Source organism: Nostoc sp. WHI, from assembly GCF_015714725.1.
In the GTDB taxonomy this organism is placed as follows: domain Bacteria; phylum Cyanobacteriota; class Cyanobacteriia; order Cyanobacteriales; family Nostocaceae; genus Nostoc.
Window position 1 is genome coordinate 1 of record NZ_WBKM01000291.1, and the last position, 16,452, is coordinate 16,452.

Consider the following 16,452-nt stretch of genomic DNA (forward strand, 5'->3'; position numbering starts at 1 on the left):
ATACTGCATCACCAGTATCATCGCCAACCGCCAAGGTGCTTGCGCTGGCTGACCGCGTTGCGGATAAAGTGCAGCGAAGTCTTCATCTTGATAAAAGACCCCAAGTTCATCACGCAAGCGCATATATAAATTACCTTTTGGAAATGCGGCCTTGGCTACACGTACCGTTTCATCGGGAATAGGAGGAATTTCTTCAGGATGTAAGCACATATACTGCCTCCACAGGTATTTCTTCTAGTTTATTGATTATTGAGGCAGCTAACTTAATTTTTTTCTTTCCGTGTATTACATGGGAAGGTAGAATTACCCTTCCCATGTAATACACGGTAAAATCGGCGTTTTTATGTTAAGTAATGTTTCGCCAACAGTATCCGTTAACGGGCATATGGTGCAGTGCAATTATATGATAATGGTCATAAATGTTTTCCAGCACCCGTCGCACAGTGGTTTTGGTGTTTACACGAATACGCCAAGGCATATAGTTATGCTTCTCGTCTTCGGCGGCAGAAAACTCCGGTAAAGGGAACAGAGGTGTCACAGAACCATACCATACCCAAATGTAACCATACTTTTCGGCAGTGTTATAAGTAACCTGACGAGCTGTTGGCGGAACGTTTTCTATGTCAGGAATAGAAACACAGTTTCCAGAGTTATCGTAGCGCCAGTGATGAAACGGACATTGAATACAATCGTCTGTTATCTTACCCAGCGCCAGACTAGCACCCATATGCGAACAGTAAGCTTCCATGAGCACCGGTTGACCGTTTTGATCACGCCAAGCTACCAATTGCCGACCAAATAACTCAATTTGTTTGAGTTTTTTGCCCAAATCTTTGGAGGGCATAGCAACATACCAACTGGCGGCAAGATTTAATGGGTTTTTCTCGACAACGGCCGTCGATTTTGTTTGACTTTGCTGTGTGACTTTCTCAAAAATACCTGTCATTGATTTTGACACCTATATATCTGAAGTAAAAAATGATGGGTTGTATTCTTCGCTTGAGCTACTTGAGCTAACTAGAGTAATTCGTTATTTTGTCTAAACTTCGACCTTATTCACCCAACTTTGATAGAATTCTCTGAACTTCAAGACACCCCGGTCGTGCTTGACATAAGCCCCGTCTCTGCGTAGCTTCATGGTATTCCAATGTTTTACATCCTCCCAAACACTAAGTTGGTTTTGCCAACCAAAAAACAGATAGTAAAATATATTCAGCAAGAAGAAGCCAGATTTCTTGATCATGAACAACTCATGAAGGATTATTTGGTTTTCAGCCACCGGGGTAGTGCCAATCAGCGCCTTAACTGCTACTTCACCGTTGAGAAAAGATGTCCCTATATGTCCAGTAGGCCAGCTTTCTGTTCGATGTGAATAGTCAATACCCTTGAAACCTAGAACCTGGGCTATTGCACCTAGTGGCCCAACATAACTCTTGATTCTGGCTTCAATTAAGCTGCTAAACCAGGCTGCTTTTTTCAGGAGTGGTTCAAACTGTGGTGATGAGTGCTGCTCATCAAGTATGGTAAGTTGAATGGAGTCACAGGGCAAGGTATGTACTGGGTCTAAATGATGAGAGTCATGGAGGTTTTCAACCAAGAGGGGCACCGTCCCTTTAGTGTTGAATGAAAAGCGCCAAGACATATAGTTATGCTTCTCATCTTCAGCGGCGGAATACTTTGGCAAAGGAAACAGAGGTGATGAGGTACCATACCAGACCCAGATGTAACCATACCTTTCCTCTATGACATAAGTCGCCTGACGAGCCGTTGGGGGAATGTTTTCTATGTCAGGAATAGAAACACAATTGCCTTCGTTATCGTAGCGCCAGTGATGAAACGGACATTGAATACAACCGTCTTTGACCTCACCAATTGCAAGACTTGCACCCATGTGCGAACAGTAACGCTCCATGATCACTGGTGTGCCATTTTTATCTCGCCAAGCTACCAAGTCCTGACCGAATAACTGTATGGCTTTTGGCTTTTTCCCCAACTCTTTGGAGAGCATAGCAACGTACCAGCTAGCGGCAAGATTTAGTGGATTTTTATCGACAACAGTTGCCGATTTTGTTTGATTGGACTGTGTACCTTTTTCAAGAATGCTTGTCATTTGTTTCTATTCTTTTAGGTATGTAGTGTTGTACTAAGCGTGAAAACTTTGACTTCGAGGTTAGTATTCGGCATTCCTGAAGCTAGGGAATGATTTAGCACTTTAACCGTTGACGTTTTTTAATGAATCTTTCGTCAATCAGCAATGTCCTTCCCAGAGATAGAAAGCTTTTGACTTTAAAAAACAAAGGCCGGACTAATGAGCGCAATACAATACCACAAGGGGAACAGCGCGTAGGTAAGATTGTCAGCCTTTGGAGAGCGATAAAAGACAACTCGTGCAGCAATGATCCAACAAACTACCCCCATTGCAATCTCCCACTGGGTAGTAGCCCAACTAAGGCCGATGGGCACCATCATTGTAAAATGGACAGTCAGTGGCAGAAATAGTGCAAAGCCCACGCAGATCAGAACTCTGGTTGCCGTTTCCCCATACACAAGGGGAAATGTCTTGCGGTTCATGAGGCGATCGCCTTCCATATCGCGGAGATCCTGAAGCGGCATCAGTGGCATTATGGCGATCGCTATGACAATAATCCAACGCCAGGCATCTTGTGTAATCGGTGTCACCATTTGCCAAGCTCCTGCTAGTTGTGCAAGTGTGCCAAGTCCCATGATGAAGTTTTTACCGTACAAGTTCTTGTCCCACTTGCATTCGTTGTGCAAAATAGTACCTACTTGCCAGAGCAACGCCCATTCTAGAGCTCCGAACCACCATCCGATTAGGGAATATAGAACCAAACAAATCGAGTACCGAATCTGCGCTCCTTCATAAGAGATGGCTCCAGAAGCAAGTGGGCGATCGGGTTTATTGATCCGGTCTTCTTCAAGGCCTCTTAATTGGTTCGACAAACAAAATGTGTAAATGTAGAACGCAAAAAACAGCACGCCGCGTCCCATGTAGATGAACAAGTCGCCGAAGGACCCAGAATTGACACTCCAAGCGGCGATCATAAATAACAGCGCAGGTACAATGGAGGCTGTAAGATCACGCTTGGTAGTATGCCAAAATATTTGCGCTTCCCGAACTACCCTTTGCGTCCAGGGTCTTTCCTCGTTGTCAATAGGAGAGGTAACTGGCGATCGCATTGATGGCGAAGTAGAGGTTTCTCCTGCTGACACTTGAATTGCAGGTATTAACTCTGTAGAGTTAGTTTGATTGAAGGAATCTAACATCTGAGCTTTTCCCGTTGTCATAAATGTGATGCTAATTAAAACTTTGACTGTGAACGATTAGTTTGAGTAAATGAGTCAGCAATCGGCAGATTTTTGATATCCTTTTACTCCTAAACGCCAAATCGATGCATCACTCCTACTACTGCTGAATACACTACCCGCACAGGTACATATAGCTCTTTGCACCACCATAACTTAGGCAGTTTACTACCGTAGTTAGCTGAAAAGTCATCAAAGTGTTGCCACAAGTAACCTATGCCTCTGTGAATTGCCCTTTTATAGGCTCGATGGTCTGATAGCTCTACCAAGTCTGGAACTGACTGTAAAATCTGGAGGGCATAAGCTGTTTCTTCTAAAGTTGAGCTTGCCCCATAACCCCAACCACCATCACTGGTTGACTGAGTTTGCAAAACCCATTCAATAGTCGGTTGCAACTTGTAGCGTAAGGAAAACTCTTCATGCTCTGCAATAGCCATGACAGCGCAAGCTGTGGCATAAAAAGGGCTGAGGTGATTTTTGTCTTCCCAAAAACCTCTACTATCTCTAAGGCTGTATACTAAGTTAACTACTCCTGTAATATTAGTAAGCAAGTTGCTCCGTGCAGAATCTGACAGGCTTAATAGTGCCGCCAGAACATGAGCATTGGCACTCACTGAAGTTCCCTTTTGTTGGTCATAACAAGCAAAATAATTCAGGCGATCGAAATGCACTAAGTACTCCGTCGGAATCTCCACACCTAGTTTGTTGAGAGCCGCCATGACGATGCCAGTATTGTCTGAGTTGGTAAATATTTCTCCGAGAGCGCAGTTAAAGCTTACACCTTGATGTGTAAGGCTATCTTGGAGCGATCGCACCAATTTTTGTAACAGAGGTTGAGGAAAGTCTTTGTTAAGGTTAAAGCCACCTTGAGCTAAATTGTATAAAACCCAAGCGCCCTCAAAGGTATCAATTGGATAAGCCGTAGGTACGGCACCTGTTGTGTCATCAAAAGCGCGATTGGATAAATAGGTTAACCACTCACCACCAGCACTATCCCACTCTGGACTATAAATCAGGACGGCAGCTGTGGCAGCAGGGGAACAGCCATAACTACCATTCTTAGCTTGTTGTTGTTTTAAACCTTGGAAATCGAGAAAAGGAGCGAAAGCTTCTAAAGAAGAAATTAGGTTGGACTGACCGTTGTAAATTAACTTTGGATTATCAATCGACAACCTCTGTGAAGACAACTGCAATAGTTCGTCCTTTTTTGGAAACTCAAACACTACTCCTAGCTTTTCTAGTTCTCGTAGAAGATTAGGAACTAAGATTTCAATGTCAATGCTTTCCTGCTCTTTAACTGACCATTGGCAAAGAGCATGTTGGAGGTAAGCTTCAGCCTGCTTTGCAGCATAGCAAATCTGCTCTGTTTGCTCAGGAGCTTTCAGCAAGGCTAGGAGTGCGGCTAAAGTAGATACAAGCGTGTATGGAAATAGATCCCCCCATTTACCATCCACTGCTTGATGGATGAGAAGCCATTTTAAAGAATCTGAAAAAGCAAGTTGTTGGGGGTTGTATTGGTCACGTACCATTGCCACCCAAGCAGCATCGTAAGCAGAAGCTGTTATTTCTCCACCACCCCACTTCCCATCCAGATCAGCCGCCATTTCTTCTAGCAAAGCTAGTGCCATATCTCCTGGTTTGATGACTAAGGCACGCTCAGCAGTATCTATAGATGCTTTAACTGTTGAAGTTAGTAAAGTTCTCTTCGTTGATTTTTGAATTCGGGGTCTGAAGCTTTTAATGGTAATTGTATTCAGAGAATACAGCATATTTACTTTTCCTTAAACAGCAGGAAGAGAAAGTTCAAAGTGCATAAGTTCCCACTTTGGCTTCGATAGATAAATTTCCTTTTTAGAAAAACTTACATCAATTTGTTTGCTGCTTCTCACATTAGAGAGAGTTTATTAAATCCAAAGAAGTATTTATATTAAGAGTTGATTAACAGACCTCCTATACAAGTACGGTTACTTATATATGTGGGTTACGATTCCTTTAACCTGATATTCAATCTAACTATGTGTAAAACTTCCAGGTTGCTTACTAATCGCTAATTTGGGAGCAAAACCAAATCTTCTGGTACGCTAAACAGTGGTTCTGATTTATTGTTACAAAATTTCATATTTTATAAAAGTTGTTTCTCAATTTTGAGATCACCATCAAATCACCCACGCAACATATCTTATTAAAAAATAATAAGATTTTCAGGCATAATAAATTCTGGTCTATTGGAAGCTTTTGTCCTCAACCAGTTCTTGTAATACAACCCAATTTACTACACCGACTTGCAAATGTTACTTAATGAGCTATTTGCTGCACAGCCAGCATGGTAATATCATCAAACTGTGGTGCTTGATCAATATGATTGAACAAATTAGTTTTGATGCGCTCCAGTAAGTCAGATGGTGAAGAAACAGGCTGCTCCAGCAGTGATAGCAGTCGTTTAAGAGTAAAAAACTCACCTTTAGGGGCGCGAGCTTCTGTTACCCCGTCGGTATAGCCAATCAAGATGTCACCCTGTTCTAGCTGAACCTGGTGTATTTTAAACTTCGCATCCGTCATCATTCCCACAGCTGGCCCGGTAGATTTAAGACTCTCCTTTACTCCTTGGGAGTTGATAATAAAGAGAGGTTCATGTCCAGCATTAATGTAGGTCAGCGAGTTTGTTAAGGGATGCAGCACTCCAAAAAAGAGCGTGGCAAACATACCCATCTGAGCATGATTTTGGGTAATGTAGTTGTTTGTAAGTTCCACAGCTTTGAGTGCATTAATTTGGTCTAAACAAGTTGTAGAAAGTGTCTCAATTTCACAACAAAATAATTCGTCGTTGCTAACTATAGACAATCCGTATAAGCTAGTTTGTCCAGAAAAAACTCGGATTAAGCTGCGGAACAAAGCCATAAATAATGCAGCACCCACACCCTTATCGCAAACATCAGCAATCACCAACCCCAAGTAGTCACCCGGAAGCATGAAAACGTCGTAGAAGTCACCGGCTACCTGACGAGCTGGATAGAAACACGTTGCAATCTGGAAATTGGGCAATTTTGGTATTTCAGTGGGCAGAAAATCTATTTGAATCTGCCTGCCTTTTTCTAGTTCATCGTCAAGCGCTTTTTTGGCCTTGGTAAGTTGATTGGTTTGCTGATTTATCAGACGTGTTGCTAGTTTATGAATGTGAGCTTGAGCTACTAATAATTGATGTATATCAATACCTTTGCCAAAATAAGAGCCAACAAAAATTTGGGCAAAAATGGCAAAATGACCCATACATAAGCGTTTAGCTTATAAGGTAGCTTGGAATATCAAACCCTTGATACTACGGACAATACGTTAAAAAACCTTGTGGGAAACCTTGAAGGAATTTTTAGGACTTATTGTTTTTGCCAAGCCTCAGAGAAAAGGGAGTTCAGATATCAACTCACCCTCGTAAATTGGCAAAGGTATTGTAAAGTCAGATAGTAATGCTTTCTTGCCTAACATACTCTTAAAAAGAGCAATGTATGTCAGGATATTTTAATATAATTTTCTTAATCAAGAAATAATCTAAAGTTAAACCAGAGTTATCCAAGATTTAAATATTTTGTAAAACTATACAAGTCGGCTCACTTGTATAGATAAGCTCATAAGTAATCTTTAATAGAACTGCACCTTTGGATTTAAGCAACGAACCGTAAATTAAACATAAGACGAATCGAGGTTAACTGTGCTAGATACTTCTCAAAGGTTCTCGGCTTGGTAATCCTTAGCTTAACAAGCCAAGAAGGTGTTTAGACGGGCACATAGATTATTTTTCTATGCTTCATCTAAGCATATCAAGTTAAGCGTTAAAGTCTGCATTCCAAGGCACTCACTGATGCTTTGAAAAATACCATGAAATAACTAATTAACCAAGACTTTTATCGCCACTGCTTTAGCCGAGTAGAGCTAGCGTATTGCAGCTTGGTACGTGTGGTTTGTGGTTGGACTTTGAAGTCTGAAGTTAACTGGATAGCAGTGAGTACTGCTTGCCAAAGTTTTAATCAAATTTGCCATTTGAGAGGACGAAAGTATGGCTACATTACAAAAAGCTCACGCTGTTGAACAAAAAGTTCCTTCTGCTCTAAGCAAAGATTTGAGGGGGGTTCATCATATAGGTCTCACCGTTGAGGATATGGGAAAAGCCCTTGAATTTTACACTGAAGTATTAGGGGGAAAAATCATCATTCCCGAAATTGGTCTTGCTGGTGAGGTCATGCACAATACTCTGCTTCAAAAAGAGGAGATTGAAGCGATAGAAAAAGGAGTTGATCCAAAAAGCATTGGTATACCGAACCTAAGAGATGGTGAGGAGAATTTAGACATTTACTTTATTCAGTTTGATAACGTTGTCCTGGAACTTCTACAATATAGAGATGCTTCAGCACAACCTAATGGCTCAGTTGCTTTTCCGGCGAAAAATCCTTATTCTAGCCCTGCTTTTGTAAATTCAATGCACATCTCCTTTTATTTAAAAGATGATGTGAATGTTGATGAGTTTGTAAAAAATTTAGAAGCAGAGTGTCAAAAGCGTGGGATGGATCAGGTTCGGTGTAACCGCATCGTTCGTCTTAAATCAGAAGAAGAAAGGAAAAACGCTAATCTTGAGTCCAATTCGTGCAAACTATTTGACCCTTCCTTCGGAGATTTTGAAGGATGGACATTAGTTTACTTAAAAGGGCCTAACGGGGAGCAACTGGAATTTAATCAGGTGCTTCATAAAGCTAAAGTTCTTTTTGAAACTGCACAAGAGAATTTTCAAAAAGATAGGGTTGAAGTATAGAACTTGTTCGCTAGTAAATCTATGCGATCGCTTCTAACCTATGCATCAATGATTTGCATTTACCAAATTTTTACTTTATAACAAACAGGAGCTAACTATCATGCGCCAGCGAGTCAACTACTACAAGGAATTATCTGCTGACTATTCCAAACCTGGTCTAATTTCTAATGATTTAAAAGCAAAGCTTATTCAACAATCTGAAGAATTAATCACCAAAAAAGAAGCTACCTTGCCACAAATTGGATCTGATTACCCAGCAGAAAAAATAGAAGAAGAAAATAAAGATTGGTGGCCTACTCATTGTGAGGCATTGAGACAAGGACGAGGCGACTTGCTAACAGGTGAATATCGTGATGATCTGGTTTATTTATGCCAAGATGGACACTATTTTGGTTTGAAGGAACAACAAGAGCGAGAGATACATTGGTGGGCATTAATTGCACAACCAGGAGTCACCATGACCTGGCCAATTGTCATGTTTCATCACGAACATGTCTACTTTGAATGGAAGTGTTTAGATGATGAGACTAACGAAACTATTGCTAAGGGAAACGTGACCTTTGTTCGGCGTGGTCACAGAGGTGCTGTTTACTTAAAAACTGAGCAGTTGACCTTTTATCGTGACGTTTACGCACCTGATGAACTCGTAAGATTGATCAAAATCTAAGCTACAGCCCCACTCAAGGCTTCTGTCTTTATACTGTACCGATATCATCCGCAGTTTTTGGACGATTTACTCTACAACTGCGGGTGTAAATCGGCAAGGTTTAACTATATTAATAAAGGTAGCTAAGACGATATGACAATTACAACTAAAGGCAAAATTGGTGTACTCATTGCAGAGTATTTTGGTGAAGTTGAGTATCAACAATTTAACTATTTTTTTCCTAAGCATGGATATAAGATCGAATACATCTCTAATCTTTTGGATCAGGATAAACTCACCTTCAAAGGTCAGGAATATATCTCAGAAGCAACAGTTACAATTGATTTCAAGGATATTGAACCGACTGATTACAACGGCATTATCCTCATTGGTGGGTATGCAATGGATCGCCTACGATATCAAGTTACTCCTGCGCCTGGTCAACCCAACCAGTCCCCAGCTATAAAGTTTCTCCGTAAAGTTGTGACTGCAATGGATGCCAATAAATTGAAAGTTGGCACTATTTGCCATAGCCTGTGGTTGTTTTGCGCTGCTCCAGAACTTTTAAAGGGTCGCAAGGTTACCTGCATTCATAACATCATTGATGACGTAAGAAATGCTGGAGGAATCGTTATGTATGAGAATGGACAAACCCAAGCTACTTATGTTGATGCTAGCCTGATATCGGCACGACATCCTGGGGTTATTGATGAATTTCTAAGAGTATTTTTAAAGGAGCTTGAAAAGAGGGATGACTTAATGACAGCAGCTAGATCAAGACAGAGTTTACCAATACCCTCTTAAACTATTTATTACGAGGAAAAAAGAGTGCATGGCACAAATATATCAAAGCCCTTTTGACAATACAACTGTTATTACAACCACCCTCAAGCAAAACCTTACTCAGGCGATTGAATTAGTTTTAACAGAGAACAAACAAGTACTAGAAAAAATCAGTTACTCTGCTATTGAACTATTCATGGGAGAAATTACGGGTGCAGAAAGAATATTTGTCACTGGAGAAGGCCGTAGCGGCTTAGTTATTCGTATGGTAGCGATGCGGCTGATACATTTAGGATATCAAATTAATGTTCTAAGTGATACTACTATATTATCGCTAAAAAAAAGCGATCTACTCATTGCTTTTTCTGGTTCTGGTAGCACAAGTAGTGTGACAACGATGGCTGCAAAAGTTAAAAACATAGGTGCACACCTTGTTGTTGTAACTACTCAGCCAGAATCTGTTTTAGGAAAAATGGCTGATGTCTTGATCGAGATTAGAGCAGCAGCTAAACAAAGCAACAGTAATCAGCAGTCAAAACAGTTTAGTGATTCTTTATTCGAGCAGTCTACACTGTTTTTGTTTGATGCAATATTTCATGTTTTGGCTGATAACTGGAACAATAGTGCAGACAGGATGTTGGCATTAGACACAAACATTATTCAATGTTTGTGTCACTTTTTAAAAATACAAAATACAACAACTTAGGAACGTTATGACAACCCAAACAAAAGGCAAAATTGGTGTACTCATTGAAGAACACTTCGATGAAAGTGAATATCAACGCTTCAACATTTTTTTTCCAGAACATGGATATGAAGTAGAATATATTTCTAATCTTTGGAATCAAGAAAAACTCATTTTCAAGGGAAATGACCATACAGCAGAAGTAACCGTGACAGTAGATGTTAACAATATCAATCTGGCTGATTACAAAGGTATTCTTCTAATTGGTGGGTATGCAATGGATAGACTGCGTTATCAAGTCCATCCTAAACCTGGCCAACCTAACCAATCCCCAGCAGTAGAATTTCTCCGCAAAGCTGTGAAAGCGATGGATACTGATAATTTGAAGATTGGCACAATTTGTCATAGTCTGTGGCTGTTTTGTGCAGATCCAAAACTTATAAAAGGTCGTAAGGTTACTTGCGCTCACAACATTATTTGTGATGTCGAAAATGCTGGAGGAATTGTTGTATACGAGGGGAATCAGACCCCAGGCGTTTATATTGATGGCAACCTTATCTCGTCACAACACCCAGGAGTCGTCGAAGAATTTATGCAGGCATTCTTAGAGAAAATTGAAAATAAAAAACAGTTAACTACCCCCGCTATAGTAGGTTGAGGCAGTAAAGCTCAAGCAGAAAATTCAAAGATAAAGTGGCTGATGGAGTAGGAAAAACAACTATCTTATAAAATTAAGTGAACTTTATCTTTGAACCTATGCCATTATTGGGACAAAATGTTACCTTTGTTTGCTTTAACGACCAGGGCAAACGCACGTGATTTCTGAAATCATTGCGTGAACAAGGATATTGATGGAAAAAGGGTTCCTTTAATGATTTGAAAGTGAAATTTACTAAAAGACTAAAGAACATTTAGTTATGGGACACATGCATTTCCCTTATTCAGATTTAATCGCTGGGTATGTTACTTACTACGACCCGGAGAATGACATTTTTGGTATTAAAACATCAGATGGTAGAGAATTCGATGCGGCATTGAGCCACATGACTTATGCCAAACTGGTGCAGAACTTAGAAGAACCTTACCCAGATGCGACTGGTGCAATGAGGTCAATGCTTGTGCCAGGTCGATATTTGTTTAGCTATGGAATTTTCTATCCCGATAGTTCTAAATTTGAAGCCAAACAAATTGTATTTGTCGGTAGAACGGAAAACGATTATGTTTTTGAGAAACCCCACTGGTGGGTAAATCAGATTCAATCGGTAGCAAGTTTTTACCTCAAAGCTCAGTTCGGGGAAGGAAAAATTGACTACCGCAACTATCGCACCGATCTGACTTTAGCCGGTGCCAAACAAACCTATAATTACCGCCAAGAAACTGATACCATTTCGCGGATGGTGTATGGATTTGCCACTGCTTATATGTTGACTGGCGAAGATAAGTTTCTAGAAGCTGCCGAAAAAGGTAGCGAATATCTGCGTGAACATATGCGGTTTGTGGATTTAGATGAAGGGATTGTTTATTGGTATCATGGCATTGATGTGCAGAGCGATCGCTCCGTCTCGCCCTTCGGGCTGCGCGAACAGAAAATCTTTGCTTCTGAATTTGGTGATGACTATTACGCTATCCCAGCTTATGAGCAGATTTATGCTCTAGCCGGGCCGATGCAAACTTACCGAATTACGGGCGATCCGCGCATTTTGAGCGACGCTGAATTAACAGTCAAGCTATTTGACGACTTTTTTCTCGATAAAAGTGAGCATGGCGGCTACTTCTCGCATATTGACCCCGTAACCTTAGACTCTCATAGCGATTCTTTAGGTAACAACAAAGCGAAAAAGAACTGGAATTCAGTTGGCGACCATGCTCCAGCTTATTTGATTAATCTTTGGTTGGCTACCGGAAATCCGAAATATGCCAAGATGCTGGAGTATACTTTTGATGTGATCGCTAAACGTTTCCCCGATCCAGAAAATAGCCCCTTTGTTCAAGAACGGTTCCACGAAGATTGGACGGCTGATCCCGGTTGGGGATGGCAGCAAAACCGCGCTGTCATTGGTCACAATCTCAAAATTGTCTGGAATCTGATGCGGATGTACAGTCTCAAATCCAAAGACGAGTATATTCAACTAGCAGAAAAAATTGCCGCGATCATGCCCGAAGTTGGTAGTGACCAACAGCGTGGCGGATGGTACGACGTGGTGGAACGCATTCTCGAACCTGGTCAAACTAATCACCGCTTCGTTTGGCACGATCGCAAAGCTTGGTGGCAGCAAGAACAAGCTATCTTAGCCTACCTAATCTTGGCAGGTTTACTGAAAAACGACGAATATCTGCGTTTGGCTCGTGAATCGGCTGCTTTTTATAACGCTTGGTTTCTGGATAACGAAGATGGTGGTGTTTACTTTAACGTTCTCGCCAATGGTATTCCCTATCTAGTTAGTGGAAATGAGCGGCGCAAAGGTTCACACTCCATGAGTGCTTATCACTCCACCGAGTTGTGCTATCTGGCGGCTGTCTACACCAATCTCTTGATTCACAAGCATCCGATGGACTTTTACTTTAAACCTTTACCAGGAGCATTTCCCGATCATCTTCTGCGGGTGTCACCGGATATTTTACCCCCTGGAAGTATCAAGATTGGTGCTTGTGAAATCAATGGGGAAACTTACACCGACTTTGATGCCGAAAATTTGACAGTGAAGTTACCAGAAACATCAGAACAAATCAAAGTCAAGGTTCGGATTGTCCCTAATTAATAACACGCGGTGTGCAACTTTCTCTCAAACCTAACCCCCAACCCCTTCCCTACCAGGGAAGGGGAGCAAGATTCAAAGCCTCTCGACCTTTCGGGGAGAGGTTTGGAGAGGGGTTCTAAGAATAAGTCGCACATCGCGTTAATAACTGAGTAATTTATTCTAAGGATAAAAATCATGTCTATTGTGCCAAGTTCTACACAAGTATTGGTCATCGGTGGCGGCCCTGCTGGTTCTACTGCTGCTACTCTTTTGGTTCGTGAGGGCTTTGATGTGACGCTATTAGAGCGGGAAGTCTTTCCACGCTATCACATTGGCGAATCCCTTTTGCCTGCTGCTTTGGAAATATTTGATCTGCTAGGTGTGCGTGAAAAAGTCGAAGCTCATGGTTTTCAACACAAACCTGGCGCTCATATAGATTGGAACTCTGAGGGATGGAATGTTAAATTTGAACGCTTAAACGAGAACCAAACCTACAGTTTTCAAGTTCGCCGCGACGAATTTGACCAATTGCTTTTGGAACACGCTAAAAGCCAAGGAGTAAAAGTCTTTGAGGGAACTGAAATCAAGAGTGTGTCTTTTGAGGGCGATCGACCCCGGAGTGCTACTTGGTCTCAAACCGTTGGCGATCGCAATACTGGTGAAGTGTCTTTCGATTTTCTGATTGATGCGTCAGGTCGTGCTGGAGTTATGGCAACACAGTACCTCAAAAACCGCCACTTTCCTAGCACATTCCAGAACATTGCCACTTGGGGATACTGGAAGAATGCCGAAAGATTACCTGACGGTTTCGATGGTGCGTAGGCGTAGCCCGTCGTAGACATCGCTACCGTTACCGTTCCCGATGGCTGGATGTGGGCAATTCCACTTTCTGATCAAACAATGAGCGTGGGTGTGGTGATGCACAAGTCAACCTACAAACAAAAACGCAATGCATCATTGCAAGAATTGTATGCAGGAGCGATCGCAGATAGTCCCGTAGTCAAAAAAATGCTTGCACAAGCCGAGTTGGTTTCAGAAGTGAAAGTAGAGCAAGATTACTCTTACACAGCCGACAGTTTTTCTGGGCCAGGCTACTTCTTATTGGGAGACGCGGCGTGCTTTTTAGATCCTTTGTTATCGACTGGTGTGCATTTAGCTATTTATAGCGCACTATTAGCAGCAGCCAGCCTAACTAGTTTGCAGCGTGGTGAAATCAAAGAGGAACAAGCAATAGGTTTCTTTGAAAAAAGTTTGAGTCAAGCTTACCTGCGCTTTATGATGCTGATCGGAGCCTTTTATGACAAGAACTGTCAATCGGAGAACTATCTTTCAATGGGTCAAAAACTGACTCGGCTATCCTCCGACCAGGTTGTGGCGTTCATGCATCTAGCTTGTGGTACTGAAGATATGGCGGATGCTAAAAACCCCATACCCAACTCCGTCTTTGGAGAAATACCCCAGCAGTTGAGGGAGAGACTTAATATTTTACACAACCAACAGGTGTCCGATGACATTAAAGATAAAAGTAGCGATTTGCTCAAAATAAATGCCGAATTTTTCGAGGCTGTTGATGGTTTCTTATCACGAACAACACCAGGGGCGGGTGATGATTTATATGTAGTAACGCAACCAAGGCTAGGATTGGCACACACAAGGGTTCCTGCTCTACAGAATGTTTAAAAGCTTTTGAAGGAGAAATTTCTCCTCTGCTCCTCTGCCGACTTCCACCCAGCATTTTTGGGTTGGCAGAGTACTAGTAAGGCTACCGCGTACACATAAGTCTTTTAAAGTTACTGCATAACGTAGAGTAGGCTACTTTTAGCAGGTTAAGGTAAGGCATAAAAGGTGCAGGGCGATGCATCAAAGGTGCAGGGCGATGCATCAAAGGTGCACGTCGATGCATCAAAGGTGCAGGGCGATGCATCAAAGGTGCACGTCGATGCATCAAAGGTGCACGTCGATGCATCAAAGGTGCACGTCGATGCATCAAAGGTGCAGGGCGATGCATCAAAGGTGCAGGGCGATGCATCAAAGGTGCAAGTCGATGCATCAAAGGTGCAGGTCAAGAGATTTGTGTACATCCTAGCCTAGTAGGGGAGGGGCTGGGGGAGAGGTCACGCAGAAATCACAAGTAATTTACCGGACATGATATTAATCAATCCCCAATCCCTATTTCAAGCCAGTTCTCCATAAACAATGAGTCAAGCGACAATATTTGAACGTTTCCCCAAACTGCAAATTGCAGGCGACATTCTCTGGAAACAAGAAAGTTTGATGTTTCATGGTTCCCATTCGCTTCCGTTGACATTTTAGAGTAGCTCCTTAAGTTAGTAGGCAATTTTCATCATTCTGTTTTTGCAATTACTAGGAGAATAACAATGACTCAAGCTACAATTAATAAGCTTCATAAACCACAAACAGATGGTACAGAGGTTTGGGATGCGATCGTTGGTCTGCATACTTACCCAACTGTACTAGTTGCTCATGAACTGAAACTGTTTCTACTCTTAGCAGAAACGCCACGCACTTTACCAGAAATTTGTCAGAGTTTTAACCTTGCGCCACGAGCAGCAGGAACGCTCTTATCTGTATGTGCATCTGTAGGTTTTATCGAATTAAAAGATGAGTACTACTCTCTGACAACCGTTGCCCAAGAGTATTTGCTAGAAACTAGCCCTACTTCTTTTTGTGGGTGGTTAGACATGATGATTGCTAACGCCAATTCTTTCTCCTTCGCCGGAATTAAGAAATCTATTTTGACAGATGCTCCGATTGTTTACGAGGGCGATTCTATCTACGAAGTTCACGAACAAGAAGATAAAGATCAAGTCACCCGCACCTTTACAAGAGGTATGCATTCTGCTAGTGTTGCTCCCGCTTTGGTGTGGCCTGAAACTCTAGACCTTTCTGACAATAGACAGATGCTGGATATTGCTGGGGGTTCTGGCGCTCACAGCATCGGTGCAACCCTGAAGTGGTCTAACTTGAAAGCGACAATTTTCGACATGGCGCCAGTGTGCGAAGTTACTCAAGAGTATATTGCTGAGTATGGACTACTAGAGCAAATCAGCACTGAAGTTGGCGATATGTGGAATGATCCTTTCCCCTCTGCTGATTTGCACTTTTATTCGCTGATTTATCATAATTACGACCTTGAAAAAAATCGTTTTCTGACAAAAAAAAGCTTTGATAGTTTAGAGCCTGGTGGACGCATAATCCTTCACCAGTGGCTATTTAACGATCGCCGCACAGGGCCATTAGGCACAGCAGGATACAATGTGATGATGCAGATATGGTGCGCTGGCGGACAAGAATATTCAGGTCTGGAGTTGTCTACCCTGCTTGCAGAAGCTGGGTTTGTTAATATTGAAATTAAACCAACATTTGGCTACTGGAGTATTGTAACTGGTCGAAAGCCAGAGTAGGCGATCGCGACTCAACCAGTGATGTGGGTTAAGATTGGCTCTAAGTACAATAC

The 16,452-nt window shown here is 41.9% G+C and carries 14 protein-coding genes and 2 pseudogenes; 9 read left to right on the forward strand and 7 right to left on the reverse strand.

All coding sequences use genetic code 11. From position 1 onward, the window contains the following. The 6 genes and pseudogenes from F8S12_RS29655 to F8S12_RS29680 form a co-directional block, all read right to left on the reverse strand. A pseudogene (locus F8S12_RS29655) lies at window positions 1-210 on the reverse strand (IS5/IS1182 family transposase); the annotation flags it as partial. 136 nt (window positions 211-346) lie between these two features. Continuing rightward, window positions 347-946: a Rieske 2Fe-2S domain-containing protein gene (locus F8S12_RS29660; RefSeq protein WP_196519844.1), complete on the reverse strand. Its 600-nt coding sequence runs from the start codon at window positions 944-946 to the stop codon at window positions 347-349. Window positions 947-1,039: 93 nt separating this feature from the next. Further along, window positions 1,040-2,110: an aromatic ring-hydroxylating dioxygenase subunit alpha gene (locus tag F8S12_RS29665; RefSeq protein ID WP_196519845.1), complete on the reverse strand. Its 1,071-nt coding sequence runs from the start codon at window positions 2,108-2,110 to the stop codon at window positions 1,040-1,042. Window positions 2,111-2,286: 176 nt separating this feature from the next. Continuing rightward, a complete protein-coding gene (locus tag F8S12_RS29670; RefSeq protein WP_196519846.1) occupies window positions 2,287-3,306 on the reverse strand; it encodes a UbiA family prenyltransferase in 1,020 nt (339 codons plus the stop codon). 89 nt (window positions 3,307-3,395) lie between these two features. Next, entirely contained in the window at window positions 3,396-5,093 is a 1,698-nt protein-coding gene (locus F8S12_RS29675) for a hypothetical protein (protein ID WP_196519847.1), read from the reverse strand. 526 nt (window positions 5,094-5,619) lie between these two features. Next, a complete protein-coding gene (locus F8S12_RS29680) occupies window positions 5,620-6,591 on the reverse strand; it encodes a PP2C family protein-serine/threonine phosphatase (protein WP_196519848.1) in 972 nt (323 codons plus the stop codon). A gap of 781 nt (window positions 6,592-7,372) precedes the next feature. Here F8S12_RS29680 and F8S12_RS29685 point away from each other — a divergent pair. From F8S12_RS29685 to F8S12_RS29715, 7 genes and pseudogenes are all read left to right on the forward strand, one after another. Next, window positions 7,373-8,122, forward strand: a complete 750-nt coding sequence (locus F8S12_RS29685; RefSeq protein ID WP_196519849.1) for a VOC family protein — start codon at window positions 7,373-7,375, stop codon at window positions 8,120-8,122. 100 nt (window positions 8,123-8,222) lie between these two features. Then, the gene (locus F8S12_RS29690) at window positions 8,223-8,789 is read left to right on the forward strand and encodes a hypothetical protein (protein WP_196519850.1); all 567 of its coding nucleotides are present in this window, start codon (window positions 8,223-8,225) and stop codon (window positions 8,787-8,789) included. A 132-nt stretch (window positions 8,790-8,921) separates the two neighbouring features. Beyond that, complete coding sequence (locus F8S12_RS29695) at window positions 8,922-9,572, forward strand: DJ-1/PfpI family protein (protein ID WP_196519851.1); 651 nt, start codon at window positions 8,922-8,924, stop codon at window positions 9,570-9,572. 28 nt (window positions 9,573-9,600) lie between these two features. Continuing rightward, window positions 9,601-10,257, forward strand: coding sequence for a 6-phospho-3-hexuloisomerase (gene hxlB, locus F8S12_RS29700; protein WP_196519852.1), 657 nt, complete (start codon window positions 9,601-9,603; stop codon window positions 10,255-10,257). Between the two features lie 7 nt (window positions 10,258-10,264). Further along, on the forward strand, window positions 10,265-10,894 hold the full coding sequence (locus F8S12_RS29705) for a DJ-1/PfpI family protein (protein ID WP_196519853.1): 630 nt from the start codon (window positions 10,265-10,267) through the stop codon (window positions 10,892-10,894). A 259-nt stretch (window positions 10,895-11,153) separates the two neighbouring features. Next, window positions 11,154-12,995 (forward strand): AGE family epimerase/isomerase, encoded by a 1,842-nt coding sequence (locus F8S12_RS29710; RefSeq protein WP_196519854.1) that lies wholly within the window; start codon window positions 11,154-11,156, stop codon window positions 12,993-12,995. Window positions 12,996-13,169: 174 nt separating this feature from the next. Beyond that, window positions 13,170-14,654: pseudogene (locus tag F8S12_RS29715) on the forward strand (NAD(P)/FAD-dependent oxidoreductase). A gap of 82 nt (window positions 14,655-14,736) precedes the next feature. On the opposite strand, the gene F8S12_RS41135 reads toward F8S12_RS29715, so the two are convergent. Next, window positions 14,737-15,024, reverse strand: coding sequence for a hypothetical protein (locus tag F8S12_RS41135; protein ID WP_230968363.1), 288 nt, complete (start codon window positions 15,022-15,024; stop codon window positions 14,737-14,739). A 146-nt stretch (window positions 15,025-15,170) separates the two neighbouring features. On the opposite strand from F8S12_RS41135, the gene F8S12_RS41140 reads away from it, so the two are divergent. Together F8S12_RS41140 and F8S12_RS29725 are read left to right on the forward strand one after the other, a co-directional pair. Continuing rightward, window positions 15,171-15,287, forward strand: coding sequence for a cytochrome P450 (locus tag F8S12_RS41140; RefSeq protein ID WP_230968364.1), 117 nt, complete (start codon window positions 15,171-15,173; stop codon window positions 15,285-15,287). Window positions 15,288-15,352: 65 nt separating this feature from the next. Further along, entirely contained in the window at window positions 15,353-16,399 is a 1,047-nt protein-coding gene (locus F8S12_RS29725) for a methyltransferase (protein ID WP_196519856.1), read from the forward strand. Window positions 16,400-16,452: the final 53 nt, after the last annotated feature.

What these genes read in the sequence shown, in the direction of transcription:
- F8S12_RS29660 (WP_196519844.1), bottom strand. Translation starts at nt 946, where the DNA reads ATGACAGGTATTTTTGAGAAAGTCACACAGCAAAGTCAAACAAAATCG.
- F8S12_RS29665 (WP_196519845.1), bottom strand. Translation starts at nt 2,110, where the DNA reads ATGACAAGCATTCTTGAAAAAGGTACACAGTCCAATCAAACAAAATCG.
- F8S12_RS29670 (WP_196519846.1), bottom strand. Translation starts at nt 3,306, where the DNA reads ATGACAACGGGAAAAGCTCAGATGTTAGATTCCTTCAATCAAACTAAC.
- F8S12_RS29675 (WP_196519847.1), bottom strand. Translation starts at nt 5,093, where the DNA reads ATGCTGTATTCTCTGAATACAATTACCATTAAAAGCTTCAGACCCCGA.
- F8S12_RS29680 (WP_196519848.1), bottom strand. Translation starts at nt 6,591, where the DNA reads ATGGGTCATTTTGCCATTTTTGCCCAAATTTTTGTTGGCTCTTATTTT.
- F8S12_RS29685 (WP_196519849.1), top strand. Translation starts at nt 7,373, where the DNA reads ATGGCTACATTACAAAAAGCTCACGCTGTTGAACAAAAAGTTCCTTCT.
- F8S12_RS29690 (WP_196519850.1), top strand. Translation starts at nt 8,223, where the DNA reads ATGCGCCAGCGAGTCAACTACTACAAGGAATTATCTGCTGACTATTCC.
- F8S12_RS29695 (WP_196519851.1), top strand. Translation starts at nt 8,922, where the DNA reads ATGACAATTACAACTAAAGGCAAAATTGGTGTACTCATTGCAGAGTAT.
- hxlB (WP_196519852.1), top strand. Translation starts at nt 9,601, where the DNA reads ATGGCACAAATATATCAAAGCCCTTTTGACAATACAACTGTTATTACA.
- F8S12_RS29705 (WP_196519853.1), top strand. Translation starts at nt 10,265, where the DNA reads ATGACAACCCAAACAAAAGGCAAAATTGGTGTACTCATTGAAGAACAC.
- F8S12_RS29710 (WP_196519854.1), top strand. Translation starts at nt 11,154, where the DNA reads ATGGGACACATGCATTTCCCTTATTCAGATTTAATCGCTGGGTATGTT.
- F8S12_RS41135 (WP_230968363.1), bottom strand. Translation starts at nt 15,024, where the DNA reads ATGCATCGACTTGCACCTTTGATGCATCGCCCTGCACCTTTGATGCAT.
- F8S12_RS41140 (WP_230968364.1), top strand. Translation starts at nt 15,171, where the DNA reads ATGAGTCAAGCGACAATATTTGAACGTTTCCCCAAACTGCAAATTGCA.
- F8S12_RS29725 (WP_196519856.1), top strand. Translation starts at nt 15,353, where the DNA reads ATGACTCAAGCTACAATTAATAAGCTTCATAAACCACAAACAGATGGT.